Origin of the sequence: Sinorhizobium sp. NG07B (assembly GCF_002532005.1) — a bacterium.
Taxonomy (GTDB): Bacteria; Pseudomonadota; Alphaproteobacteria; order Rhizobiales; family Rhizobiaceae; genus Sinorhizobium; species Sinorhizobium fredii_C.
This window is the reverse complement of sequence record NZ_NWTD01000004.1, coordinates 22,751-34,335: the sequence shown is the minus strand read 5'-3', so window position 1 is coordinate 34,335 and position 11,585 is coordinate 22,751. Positions and strand designations below refer to the sequence as shown.

14 protein-coding genes and 1 tRNA gene are annotated in these 11,585 nt (G+C 61.6%); 9 read left to right on the top strand and 6 right to left on the bottom strand.

Annotation, left to right across the window (positions count from 1 at the left end):
* Positions 1-244: 244 nt before the first annotated feature.
* The 7 genes from CO664_RS14830 (at position 245) to CO664_RS14805 (ending at position 4,179) form a co-directional block, all read left to right on the top strand.
* Positions 245-318, top strand: a tRNA-Gln gene (locus CO664_RS14830).
* A 79-nt stretch (positions 319-397) separates the two neighbouring features.
* Positions 398-568, top strand: coding sequence for a hypothetical protein (locus CO664_RS30705; RefSeq protein ID WP_176536596.1), 171 nt, complete (start codon positions 398-400; stop codon positions 566-568).
* A 341-nt stretch (positions 569-909) separates the two neighbouring features.
* Positions 910-1,107: a hypothetical protein gene (locus tag CO664_RS30175; RefSeq protein WP_141471723.1), complete on the top strand. Its 198-nt coding sequence runs from the start codon at positions 910-912 to the stop codon at positions 1,105-1,107.
* A 671-nt stretch (positions 1,108-1,778) separates the two neighbouring features.
* Positions 1,779-2,024: a hypothetical protein gene (locus CO664_RS14820; protein WP_037413178.1), complete on the top strand. Its 246-nt coding sequence runs from the start codon at positions 1,779-1,781 to the stop codon at positions 2,022-2,024.
* A gap of 281 nt (positions 2,025-2,305) precedes the next feature.
* Positions 2,306-2,515, top strand: coding sequence for a cold-shock protein (locus tag CO664_RS14815; RefSeq protein ID WP_037413176.1), 210 nt, complete (start codon positions 2,306-2,308; stop codon positions 2,513-2,515).
* A gap of 174 nt (positions 2,516-2,689) precedes the next feature.
* Complete coding sequence (locus CO664_RS14810; RefSeq protein WP_097539228.1) at positions 2,690-3,049, top strand: DUF6481 family protein; 360 nt, start codon at positions 2,690-2,692, stop codon at positions 3,047-3,049.
* A gap of 86 nt (positions 3,050-3,135) precedes the next feature.
* The gene (locus CO664_RS14805; protein WP_097539227.1) at positions 3,136-4,179 is read left to right on the top strand and encodes a fatty acid desaturase; all 1,044 of its coding nucleotides are present in this window, start codon (positions 3,136-3,138) and stop codon (positions 4,177-4,179) included.
* A 106-nt stretch (positions 4,180-4,285) separates the two neighbouring features.
* On the opposite strand, the gene CO664_RS30170 is transcribed toward CO664_RS14805, so the two are convergent.
* From CO664_RS30170 to CO664_RS14780, 4 genes are all read right to left on the bottom strand, one after another.
* Entirely contained in the window at positions 4,286-4,957 is a 672-nt protein-coding gene (locus tag CO664_RS30170) for a hypothetical protein (protein WP_141471720.1), read from the bottom strand.
* Positions 4,958-5,276: 319 nt separating this feature from the next.
* Positions 5,277-5,570, bottom strand: coding sequence for a hypothetical protein (locus CO664_RS14795; protein WP_097526364.1), 294 nt, complete (start codon positions 5,568-5,570; stop codon positions 5,277-5,279).
* A gap of 310 nt (positions 5,571-5,880) precedes the next feature.
* On the bottom strand, positions 5,881-6,513 hold the full coding sequence (locus CO664_RS14785) for a PQQ-binding-like beta-propeller repeat protein (protein ID WP_037413166.1): 633 nt from the start codon (positions 6,511-6,513) through the stop codon (positions 5,881-5,883).
* A gap of 49 nt (positions 6,514-6,562) precedes the next feature.
* Positions 6,563-7,780 carry a helix-turn-helix domain-containing protein gene (locus CO664_RS14780; RefSeq protein WP_097539224.1) on the bottom strand — a complete coding sequence of 406 codons (1,218 nt, stop codon included), beginning with the start codon at positions 7,778-7,780 and terminating at the stop codon, positions 6,563-6,565.
* Between the two features lie 91 nt (positions 7,781-7,871).
* Between CO664_RS14780 and CO664_RS14775 the strand changes: the two genes are divergently transcribed.
* Together CO664_RS14775 and CO664_RS14770 are read left to right on the top strand one after the other, a co-directional pair.
* Complete coding sequence (locus CO664_RS14775) at positions 7,872-8,669, top strand: thioredoxin family protein (RefSeq protein WP_037413161.1); 798 nt, start codon at positions 7,872-7,874, stop codon at positions 8,667-8,669.
* Between the two features lie 6 nt (positions 8,670-8,675).
* Positions 8,676-8,984, top strand: a complete 309-nt coding sequence (locus CO664_RS14770; protein ID WP_097539223.1) for a hypothetical protein — start codon at positions 8,676-8,678, stop codon at positions 8,982-8,984.
* Positions 8,985-9,193: 209 nt separating this feature from the next.
* On the opposite strand, the gene CO664_RS14765 is transcribed toward CO664_RS14770, so the two are convergent.
* Together CO664_RS14765 and CO664_RS31230 are read right to left on the bottom strand one after the other, a co-directional pair.
* Positions 9,194-11,176, bottom strand: a complete 1,983-nt coding sequence (locus CO664_RS14765; RefSeq protein WP_234820272.1) for a calcium-binding protein — start codon at positions 11,174-11,176, stop codon at positions 9,194-9,196.
* Complete coding sequence (locus CO664_RS31230; protein WP_234820271.1) at positions 11,173-11,523, bottom strand: hypothetical protein; 351 nt, start codon at positions 11,521-11,523, stop codon at positions 11,173-11,175. The genes CO664_RS14765 and CO664_RS31230 overlap by 4 nt, the downstream gene beginning before the upstream one ends.
* Between the last annotated feature and the right edge of the window lie 62 nt (positions 11,524-11,585).

Here is an 11,585-nt window from a genome sequence, read left to right as displayed (position 1 = left end):
TCGATTTTGCGTTGGCGCGACTGTACCAGCGCCGCCCTTTTTCGCCAAACTTTTTTTAAGGCTCGAATTCGCCCCAATTCTCCGCCGCCTTGCGGGCGAAGGCCGACGCTCCGGATCGTCGTGACCGACGGATCGCGCCTTCACCACAGGCCGGCCGCATTTTTTTGCCAAAAGGTATTTGCATCGGCGGTTCTTTTGTTTATAAGCCCGCCACACCGACGCGGGCGACCACGCCTGCAGGCCTTGGGGAATAGGTTAACGGTAGACCAGCGGACTCTGACTCCGTTAGTCCTGGTTCGAATCCAGGTTCCCCAGCCAATTCTTGCCTGTCCGCCACAAACCCCTTTTAGGGAACATTCTCTCAGTCGTGGTGTTATTCCTCTTTAGGAACGGCGACATGAAGAAGCCCCACAGGGACGTGGCGACGCATATCCGGCAGGTGATGGCAACCGACTCCCACGTCGCTTTTCTCCGATCACTTCCCGTTTTTACGGTCATCCCCAAACTCCCAAAGAATATAAGAGTTCTCCTTGAGCGGTTGCATGATGTGGAGAAAGCAGGGAAATGACCGTCCCTCACGTAGACGGCTTCGGAGGCCCTGTTGACACGGATGTTGGCCAGGGTCGGTATCACGCCGCGACGGTAAGCTGCCAGCAGTCCCGATCTGCGACGTTCAGATCAGGCACACTACAGTCTCTGCATGAAGGCCCTAAGGGCAAGTGTCGCCTGTTACCGGAGAACTAGGCGATCCGTTGCGTCATCACGAGAACATCGTTCGACAAGTAGCAAAACGGCCGGCGCCCTTGCGCTTGGCTGCTAAAGGGCGCATGTTCTCAACGTCAGCAGCCATTGTCAGGGCGCTGCTGCTTCGGGGCCTTGGTGTCCTGGCCCCAAAGAAAGGAGGACAGCATGTCTTCCGACCTCCACCTTCACATCGTCGCTCGTAATCTCGTCAGCGTCAGCGAATTTGGTTACGGCGAAAACGTTCGGCTTCAGCATAATGGTAAAGGCGAGCCAGCGGCAGCACCGCGCATCAAACGGTTCAACTTGGCAGCGCGAGCCGCCAGGCTTTCCTGCTTTCGTGGCGCAAAGCTTCGTCCTTGCTGAGTAAGAGTGCGCTGACGCCGCAGCGCAACCGATCATAAACCGAAAATTCAGGAGCATCAGATGGCCAAGGGCCAAGCTAGAAGCAATCGCGAAACGCGAAAGCCGAAAAAAGACAAGACCGTGGCTCCGGGCGCGGGCCTACAGGGCACGACCGCAAAGTTTGCGAACAGCGGGTTAGGTCTCGGAAAGAAGCAGAAGTGACTCTCACGGAAGTAGAGGCGCCGGGCCTATAGCTTCTGCCGCGTCGGTGACGCCAAGGACGTTGCGCTTTTCGGCGGGCAGCAGTAGCCGTCTTGAATTGGACAGTACGCGTCACCACCTAAACACTGCGTTTCAGCTTTCGGCTACGTGATCCCCGGTTCGTCCGGGTGCTTGGCGACTCCCGATTTGCAACGTTTCGAACTCCGCCCATGGCAGGAGATAATCGCGCTACAAGTTATCCCGGCGCGCATCCAGTCTTAGGATACCCCTTATGAAAGACACGACCCGCCACGTGGCGGAAAGCCTATTTTCGCGCGCAATGCCCGAAGGCTCAAATGCTGCCAAGTTGCAGGAGATACGCGCCAGACAAGTCCGCAGGATGCGGGAACTCAGGCCAGTTGAAAGGCAGAGGCGCCTTGAAAAGCGTATGAGGACAGCCGACGCTTTGTTCGCCCCCAAGGAGCGGCTCCATGGCGACGTTTGATTACAGTGCCGGCGCAGGACTTTATCCATGTAAGACCGTGAGAAGAACGAGCCGCCTTCGATACAAGAGGTTTGAATCGGCCGCGGAAGCAATTCGCTTTGCGATCGAGGATATGCCGGTCGCGATGCTTCGCGGCTCCGTCCTGGAGGTCGACGAAGCCCGCTACGATGGTCAACAGATGCGGAGGCTTTACGAAGCCGATGCATACCCTCTGCCGCGGCGGGGCATGTGAAGTCACGATCTTCACGCACTTCCCGGCGTCCCCCTTTGCGTGGCAAGGCGGCAGGGTGACTCATCCCCCGATTTCTAGCAAAGGTAGTATATATGCGAAACTCAAAACAAGAAGTTGACGCGCCGGTCAAAAAGCTGTACTGGACACCATCGATACTTTGTTTGCCGATATTTGTTTTTGCTGCGCCTCGCGCTTCTTAACGAACTTCTCCTTTCAAAAGTCGAAAAATGCCCGCTGTGCGTCGCCCAGCGGTGATCAATATTGCTAAGAAAGGGTTCGTTATGACCACTGGCACAGTTAAATGGTTCAATTCCACCAAAGGCTTCGGCTTCATCCAGCCTGACGACGGCAGCGCCGACGTGTTCGTTCACATTTCGGCCGTCGAGCGCTCAGGGATGAACTCGATCGTCGAAGGCCAGAAGCTCGGCTTCGAGCTCGAGCGCGACAACAAGTCGGGCAAAATGTCCGCAGGCCAGCTCCGCGCTGCCTAAAGCTTTTAGCCGCCGATGACCACGGATGTACTGGCATGGCGGCAAGAAGTTCGAAAAGGCCAGGCGGATGTCTGGCCTTTTTCTGTTCTGAGGCTCTATTTGCCGGCACGACATCCGCCTTTTCTTTCCGAGAGCGTGACCGGCTCGTCACCAGCGAGAATTAAGGATTTTCCATTGAGACACCCGAACGACAATGGCTTTGCCGAGCGCCGTATTGCTGCGGCCGAAGCCAAGCGTCAGCTTCTGGCAAAATTCGCCGCCGCCCCCAAGGCAACCGACCCGGAGATGCAGGAGCGGCTTGCCGCCCGCGAAACAGTGGCGGTTGCACGCGAGGCTCGTCGCGCCGAACGCGAAGCGCTGAAGCGGGCGGAAGCCGCAGCAGCGATGGCGGCGGCCGAAGCCATGGAGCGGAAAGAAACCGAAGCGCGGCAGGCTGAAATTGCCGATCACGCTTCACGTGCCGTGGCGGCCGAGGCTGCCCGCAAAGCCGAGCGCGATCGCCGCTATGCGGCACGCAAGGCTCGTCAGGCCTGACACCTTCAGCCATTGCAACTGAAGCTCAGGCGCAAGGCCACAGCCTGGCAGATGATTTACGAGTCGAGGAACACGGACCAGTTTTGATGAATGCACATGTCTGCCCGCCGGCTTCGCTTGCCGAAAATGATGCCGCAGCTTGGTTGAAGACGCTTGCGAAATACCGTCAGCCCCGCATTGGACGCAGCGCCTTCGAGCTTCTTGTCACCATCGTCCCGCTCGCCGGCTTCTGGGCCGTCGCCTATTTTTCCCTCGCCAGCGGGTTCTGGTTCGGGCTCATCGCAATCATTCCGGCCGCAGCCTTCCTTCTGCGGCTTTTCATGATCCAGCACGATTGCGGCCACGGCTCGTTCTTCGCTCGCCGCGGCCTCGACGATTGGACAGGGCGTGCCATCGGCGTGCTTACGCTGACCCCATATGATTACTGGCGCCGGGCGCACGCCGCTCATCACGCCTCGGCCGGCAATCTGGACGAGCGGGGTGTCGGCGATATCACCACGCTCACGATCTCAGAGTACCGTTCACTTTCTCCCATGAAGCGCTTGGGCTACCGCCTTTATCGGCATCCGCTGGTAATGTTCGGCATCGGCCCCGCGTGGCTCTTTCTCCTCAAGCAGCGCTTGCCGTTCGGAATGATGACGGGCGGTGCGCTGCCCTGGATCTCGACGATGGCGACGAACGTTGCGATCGTGACAGGCGCCGCCTTGATGGCTTGGGCGATCGGATTCCTGCCCTTCCTGTTGATCCACCTGCCGATCGTGCTCCTGTCGGGCACGGCCGGCATCTGGCTCTTCTACGTGCAGCATCAGTTTGAAGAGACGCACTGGTCGGCCGGCGAGGATTGGTGTTTTCCCCGGGCGGCCCTACACGGTGCGTCCCACTATGACCTGCCGCTGGTACTGCGATGGCTGTCCGGCAATATCGGCATTCATCACGTGCATCACCTATCGAGCAGGATCCCATGCTACAGATTGCCGGAGGTTCTGCGTGACCACCCACAACTCGCGCGTATCGGCCGCATCACGCTTTGGGAAAGCTTTCGGTGTGTTAGGCTTGTCCTTTGGGACGATAGAAACCAAAAACTCGTTTCATTCCGTGACGCCGCCGATGCCGCCGTTCACGCACCATAACCACCCTTATTTGCTGAGCTTTAAGCCGAAACACCATAGCGCTTTCCAAATGAGCGCGCCGCGGTGCGGAATACACTCGGCTGAAGCCGCCTTTGTTCGGAGCTCGCTATTCCATGCTGCAGACGCCGCTGCGGAGCTGATACGGTCGGTTGCACTCCCAGGCGTTACCGGAAGAATCGAGATGCGCATTCTCAGGAAGCTTGACCTCTGAACACGTGGTTCCTTTCGATTCAAACCCGCGATCACACTTCCATTTCTGACCATAGGTCGTATCGACGAAGAATGCGTTTTTCGGAACTTGGACGGCAACGCAGGTTTCGCCCTTCTGTTCGAAACCACGATCGCAAATCCACTCGTTCCCGCTGGTCGTCAGATAAGCGTGCTCAGGCACGATCAACGCTACGCATTTGCGCCCGACATTCTGGTAACCGCGCTCGCATTCCCACCCCTGATTAAGGGCAGTGTCCGACAAAAACGCATTATCCGGCACCTCGATAAGCTCACATCCAGTGTCGTTGCGGCGATGCCCCCGCATGCATTTCCAGCGATCGCCATAGTAGGGGTCAAGATAGGCATTTGCAGGCACCCGGACGGCAAGGCACCGGTTGCCCTCTTCAGCGAATCCGTAGTGGCATTCCCAGCCCTTGCCATAGGATTTATTCGTTAGGAACGCGTGGTCGGGAGCCATCACTACAACGCAGGAATTGCCCTGTTTTCTGAACCCGCGATTGCACTCCCAGCCGGATCCGTAACGGCTTGCCTCGGCATTGGCGGGCACCCGCGGTGTCGCCTGGCCAAATGCGCTCGAGCTGAATAACAGAGTTGCTGATAGAAGGACGCTCATCCGGAGGGCAGATATTGAGCAGTACGGTTGGGGCATGACTTTATCTCCGAAGGAGCCGGTGGGCCGTTATCTCGAGGTAGGTCCTGAACTGTCGGTGCCGATCGATGCCGGGGTCACCCGAAGGCGGTTGGCCACCGAGATCGAAATTCGGCTTGATCGATTTTCCAGATCTCCTCCCCGGGCATCTACAAGCGTCTTCCGGAGGGGCCGCAAAATGACGAGCGCGAGGAACCTCGCTCATCTCATGAGTCGCTCATCTCGTGAGGCGTTGCAGCTCGACTGGTAGACCTTGGATGGCGTAGCGGCCCAACTGCGATCCAGGCGGTTGCCTGTGCTTGCCGGCCTTGCCCAATTGATACTCGAGCTTCGCCGCTAGGCCCGACCGGGATTCAACACCCGCAAGCAACAGCTTAGTGACCAGCAATGTGGCAGTCTCAAAAAACCTCGGATCATCGACAAGGACATCCGCGCGATAGCCAGCTTCGTCTAAGACTGACCGGATCATTTCCCTATCGGAGGGCGATATATGGCGTATGGTGGAAGACATGGCGCCCTCCTTGATTGGGGCCAGGGTATCTAGCCCTCAAGCAATAGCGCCCGTGACATTTGCTACTGAAGGTTGGACCCTGCGCCTTTATTTCGAGAATAGCAACTGCTCTCAGGTTTCATTCAGTCAGCCTCGAAGCGATGCCATGATGACCATGAAGAAAATCGACGTCGCCGCGATCGAGGCCGCGTGAGGCGGTTGACGCTCACGCGGACTTCCGGTCCAATATGCCGCCAGGGCAGGCCGCTCCCCCCATTGTGGCACTTCGGCGGAGCGCCAATATCGAGCTGTCGGTAATCCGCGGCGGGCCTCACCGCGGCCGCCGCACCGCCCTCACCTTCCCGCTCTTTCCGCCACCGCAGAAGAACCGATCGCCGCCATCGGATTCGAGACCCGAGACGCCCATTCCGGCGGGCATGTCGAGGGCTTCCAACACCTTGCCCGTCTCAGGATCGACCCGCCTCACTTCGCTCTCGTCGCCCTCCCAGGTGCCGTGCCAAAGCTCGCCGTCGATCCAGGTGACGCCGGTGACGATGCGGTTGGATTCGATGGTGCGAAGGACCGCGCCGGTTTCGGGATCGATCTGATGGATCTTCCGGCCGCGGTGCTGTCCGACCCAGAGCGTTCCCTCCGCCCAGGCGAGCCCCGAATCGCCGCCGTTGCCTGGCGCCGGGATCGTCGAAAGCACGCGGCCGGTCCTGGGATCGATCTTCTGGATGCGGTCCTCGGCGATCTGATAGAGATGCCGGCCGTCGAAGGCCGTGCCGGCGTGGGCAGCGACGTCGATCGCGCGCACCGTATCGCCGCTTGCCGGATCGAAGGCATTGAGCTTGTCACCGGACGCGAACCAGACATGCTCGCCGTCGAAGGTGACGCCATGCACGTTGTCGGCGCCCTCAAAGGGTCCGTATTCGCGGAGAATTTCGGCCTGAGCGTGTTTCATCTGTTCATCCCATTCGATCGGTTGCAGCGGTTATCTTGATGCGCTGATCCTAGTCACCCGGCAGCGGGCCGGGGAGTAACAAGACTGTCGGGAATGCCGGCACCGGCGGGCTCATCCAGCGGCGCGCCCGGCCGCGGCCGAAGCACTGCACCTTGCCGGCGGCCACAAGCACTTCCAGGGCGCGCTGCACCGTGCGCGGGCTGCTACCAAGGGCGATCGCCAGCGCCGAGCTCGACCACGCCTCGCCGTCGAAAAGAAGGGCGAGCAACGCCGCGTGCCGCCCTTCGACGGGCGGCGCCAGCACCACGACCTCGCCTGTCCGCGGCGCCAGGGCAAAGCCGCGCTTCGTCGCCACCACCTCCGCCAACGTCCCAAGCTCCGCCCGAAGCCGGCCGATCTCGACGCGCAACCGGGCGCGATGCGATTCATCGGCATGCTTGGCCCGGAAGGCACGTGCAACGAGCACGCCTCTCGGCACATCGCCGGGCCAGGCTTCGCCGAGCGCGCGCGCCAGCGTGAAGAGGACCGGCCGCGTCGCGAGCGACACCGTCCCGCTTCCGCCCCGCACGACATGGCGACAGGCGTCCACCACAAGCGCTTCCGACGCCAGCAATGTTTCGACTTCCTCGAGCAGCAAGGGGTGCGCCGCGTCCCGGGCGATCAGCCGTGCCGCCGGAGAACCAAGGACGAGGGATGCGCTCTCGACCTCCGCCGCCAGTGCGGGGATATCGGCTTCGTGCGCAGCGTGCTCGGCGCGCGCAAGTGCTGCCCGGGCTGCTTTCGTCCTGAGGCGCCGGATTGCGATCCCGGCCACGACCAGCTCATAGGCGGCGCGCGCGGCGGGCGGAAGCGGTGCGGGGTCGATCTCACCGAGCGCGCGCTCGGCCTCGTCGAGCCGGCCGACCAGGAGCAGGCGCCGCACCTTGAGATTGCTCGCATGCGCGGCATTTACCCAGTCTCTATGCTTTTCGAGCGTCGCGCGCGCCGTGTCGAGCGCCTTTTCGGGCCAGGAGAGATCGCGCGAGACGAGGGCGATTTCGGCCTCGGCGACGACGCATCTGGCGCGGGCCACGGCCTCCCTTGGACCGAAGGCACGCCCGGCATTCTTGAGGAGGCTCTTTGCCCGGGCGAGGTCGCCGAGCTGCGCCATCGCGATACCCCTCAGCGCCAGCGCGGGCGGGTCGTCGCGCAGCGCCACCCGCTTCAAGGCGCCGAGCGGATCTCCCGTGGCAAGCGCGCGCGCCGCAGCGGTAATCAGCGAATCCATCGAAATCCCGTCACACTTGTAACTCCCGCCGCCTGGACATCCGCAGCTAGTCTAGCCGTAGACCCAACAAGCCGAAAGAAGGAGACGAGCGATGACGGAACACAGGACCGGGAGCCGCGAAGAATGGTTGGCGGCACGGCTGGAACTGCTGAAGGCCGAGAAGGAGCTGACCCGCCGGAGCGACGAGCTGGCGCGGCAGCGCCAAGCCTTGCCCTGGGTCAAGATTGACAAGGATTACAGCTTCGAGACCGACGCAGGCAGCGCCTCGCTCAAGGACCTCTTCCGGGGCCGCTCACAGTTGCTCGTCTACCACTTCATGTTTGGGCCGGACTACACCGCCGGGTGCCCCTCCTGCTCCGCGATCGCCGACGGATTCGACGGCATCGTCGTCCATCTCGAGAACCACGACGTCGCCTTTTCGGCGATATCTCGCGCGCCACTCGCCAAACTGGAGGCCTACAAGCGACGGATGGGCTGGAGCTTTCCCTGGGCATCCTCGAACGATGGCGACTTCAATCGCGATTTCAGCGTCTGGTTCACAGCAGACGAACAGCGCGAAGGCCGCATCGAATACAACTTCCGCCGCGAGCCGCCCGCACCCGAGCCGCTCGCAGGAAAGACCGTACAGGAATGGCAGTTGCGTGGCAGCGAGGGGCCGGTCGCCCAGATCGCCGCCATGACCGGAACGGACGTCGCCACCTATACGCGCGACAGGCCGGGCCTAAGTGCCTTCGTGCTCGACGACGGCGACGTCTACCATAGCTATTCCAGCTATGCGCGCGGACTGGACAGCATATGGGGCATGTATCAGTGGCTCGACCGTGCCCCTCTGGGGCGCAACGAGACCGGTGTCTGGTGGCGCCGAAACGACGAGTACGGCCGGGGCTGACCTCCAATGTTGCGCCACTCCAGCAGTTTGAACTTGTCGCCGGCCTCCGATTGCGGCTCTGGCGGCGACCCGGGCGGCAACACCACCGCCCTCGGCACGGCCGACGTTCTGTCCTTGGCGGCGGCGCCGACCTTCGCCGTCATGGCGCTTCTTGCCGGCGTTCTCGGCGCTCCGCCGGACATGCTCTGCTCGTCCGCCGGCGATGCGCCAGCCGTAACCGGCATGGTCCCGATGTACGCGCTGATGAGCGCCTTCCATTCGGCGCCCTGGCTTAGACTGATCTCCGGCCGGCGAAGACCAGCCCGCCGGACGTGATGCGCCGACCTTCTCGACCGCGACTGCCAGCGGTTCACGAAGACAGTGCGCCTAGTGAGGGGCCGCCATGCATTTCGGCGGCCCCGGCAGCGATTCATGGGTCGTCTAGAGAGCATCCTGCGTTCAAGTGGAACCACTGAAAGCAGAAAGGATGCTCTAGATTCAAAGTGCTAGAGCGTCCTTTGCGCGTTCAAATAACGCGCGGCGCTCTAGACCAGAAGGAAGTCGGTGGCGGCAAGTGAGGTAACCTTGTCCAAGGTCGCCATGAGCACGGCATCGGCCTCGTTGCCGGTGCCGTCGGCGTCGTACCAGAGCCGGCCATTGTCCGTCTCGAAGAAGAACTGCGCGGCCGTGCCGGTCGCCTTGAGGTCGTTGCCGGAGTAGAGCACCAGCGCGGTAAAGCCGAACACATCCTTGTCGATGACAATCTTGTCCTCGCCGCGCTTGAAGTCGGTGATCTGGTCGCCGGAGCCGATCGCATCCCCGGTGACATAGATGAAATGGTCCGCGCCCGATCCGCCCGTCAGCAGGTCGCCGTGGGCGCCGCCTTCGAGCTTGTCGTTACCGGCGCGGCCGTCGAGCCGGTCGTCACCCATTCCACCCTTCAGTGTATTGGCGACGCCGTTGCCGAGGATTGTGTCGTCTTTATTCTGCCCGACCACGTTTTCTATGCTCACTAGCGTCAGCCCCGTCGCCACGCCGCCGTTCTTCGCATTATTCTCCAGGTCAATGATGACCGCGCGGTCGGACACGATGTCGAATTCCAGCGTGTCGACACCGGAGCCGCCATCGAAATAGTCGGTGCCGGTCTCATCACTGAAGCGGTCGAAGGTGTCGTTGCCCGCATCGCCATAGAGCCTGTCATTGCCCTTCCCGTCGATCAGATAGTCATTGCCGCCGCCTCCCCTGAGCGCGTCGTTTCCGAGCCCACCGTCGAGATAGTCGATTTGCGTGCTGCCGGTCACAGTGTCCTTGCCCGAACCGCCCACATATTCGAGCGCCTCCATACCGGTGAAGGAGGTGTTGGCGTTCACCTTGACGAGGCCGCTGCCGAAGACGAAGGACACGTCGAGCGTCTCTTCGCCGAACTCGATGACAGCTCGGTCGAAGCCATCGCCACCGGAGGCATAGTCGCCGGCATTCATGTTGAGAATGTCATTGCCCTTCTCGCCATAAAGGCTGTCGGCATTGCTGTCCTTGATGCCGCCGCTGCCCCAAAACACGTCGTTGCCATCGCCGCCATAGAGCTTGTCGGCGCCGGTCCAGCCGGTCAGCTCATCATTGCCGCCAAGACCTTTGAGCGTGTCGTTGCCGCCCATGCCGTTGAGATCGTCGTCAAGGTTGCCGGCCGTCAGCGTGTCGTGACCCTGACCGGAAATGAAGTTGACCACTTCGACGTTTTTTACCGTGACGTCGCCGTTGACCAGCGTCGCGTTTGCGGAAAGCACGAAGAACAGGTTCTTCGTGCTTTCATATCGGCTGATCCACAGCGTATCGGTTCCCGATCCGCCGTCGACGGAGAACCGACCCGCCGTCGAGCCGCCCGCGTAGTTGACGCTCAGTTGGTCGCCGCCCGCGGCGCCGAGCATGATCGTCAATGCCGTCCCCGTCTCCGCCTCTGCGGAAATGTAGTCGTTGCCGTTGCCGCCATCGAGCCTATTGGTGCCGCCGCCGTTGTCGATGATGCGGTCGTCGCCGTCTCCGCCCGAGACGGTGTCGCTGCCGCTGGTGCTGTAGAAGCTGTCGCCGCCCTTGCCGCCGGTCAGCCTGTTGTTGCCGCTGCCGGCGTCGACGTTGAGATATGCCGCGGTGCCCGCCGATATGACGTCGCTGCCGTTGCCGGTGTCGATGGTGAAGCTCTCGCCGTCGGTGACGACCGTTCCATCGGAAAGCTTTGCGGTTGTACCGGAAACGGTGAAGGTCAGTCCGCTGTGGATGTCGGCACGATCAATCCAGACCGAATCGTTGCCGCTGCCGGCCTTTACCGTGTCCTTGCCGCCGCTGCCGACGATCAGGAGGTCGTTTCCCTCGCCGCCATCGAGACTGTCGCTGCCGAGGCCGCCATCGAGATGATCATTGCCGCGGAGGCCGACGAGCGTGTCGTTGCCTGATTTCCCTGAAAGCGTATCGGCGCCGGTCCAGCCGGTGAACCTGTCGGCCGTGTCCGAGCCGTAAATCGTGTAGGCTTTCAAAATTGATTATGGTGGTGCCGTTGGAAAGCGTCTGCTTGATCGAGGAGGACTTGGCGGTGAAGGTTCCGGAGAGACCGCTCAGCTCGACCTCGTCGTAGCCGACGCCGCCGTCGAGCATGTCCTTGCCGTCGCTTGCCCAGCTTTCCATGCTGTGCCGGATCGTATCGTTGCCTGCGCCAACCCAGAACCGTGTCGTCATCGCCGTCGCCGGCGAGATAATCGTCCTCCGAACCGCCGTCTATGACATCCCGGCCGGAGCCGCCGGAGATGGTATCGGTGCCGCTCTCGCCCTTGATGTTGTCATTGCCGGAATGGCCGTAGAGATAGTCTGCAGCAGCGTCGGCCATGGCGGAGTGCACTTGGCAGCGACGGTTCAGTGCTTGGGCTTGGCGGAGCCGCCTCAGCCCGC

Coding starts and splice junctions, on each gene's coding strand:
- CO664_RS30705 (WP_176536596.1), top strand. CDS start 398: ATGAAGAAGCCCCACAGGGACGTGGCGACGCATATCCGGCAGGTGATG.
- CO664_RS30175 (WP_141471723.1), top strand. CDS start 910: ATGTCTTCCGACCTCCACCTTCACATCGTCGCTCGTAATCTCGTCAGC.
- CO664_RS14820 (WP_037413178.1), top strand. CDS start 1,779: ATGGCGACGTTTGATTACAGTGCCGGCGCAGGACTTTATCCATGTAAG.
- CO664_RS14815 (WP_037413176.1), top strand. CDS start 2,306: ATGACCACTGGCACAGTTAAATGGTTCAATTCCACCAAAGGCTTCGGC.
- CO664_RS14805 (WP_097539227.1), top strand. CDS start 3,136: ATGAATGCACATGTCTGCCCGCCGGCTTCGCTTGCCGAAAATGATGCC.
- CO664_RS14795 (WP_097526364.1), bottom strand. CDS start 5,570: ATGTCTTCCACCATACGCCATATATCGCCCTCCGATAGGGAAATGATC.
- CO664_RS14785 (WP_037413166.1), bottom strand. CDS start 6,513: ATGAAACACGCTCAGGCCGAAATTCTCCGCGAATACGGACCCTTTGAG.
- CO664_RS14780 (WP_097539224.1), bottom strand. CDS start 7,780: ATGGATTCGCTGATTACCGCTGCGGCGCGCGCGCTTGCCACGGGAGAT.
- CO664_RS14775 (WP_037413161.1), top strand. CDS start 7,872: ATGACGGAACACAGGACCGGGAGCCGCGAAGAATGGTTGGCGGCACGG.
- CO664_RS14770 (WP_097539223.1), top strand. CDS start 8,676: ATGTTGCGCCACTCCAGCAGTTTGAACTTGTCGCCGGCCTCCGATTGC.
- CO664_RS31230 (WP_234820271.1), bottom strand. CDS start 11,523: ATGGCCGACGCTGCTGCAGACTATCTCTACGGCCATTCCGGCAATGAC.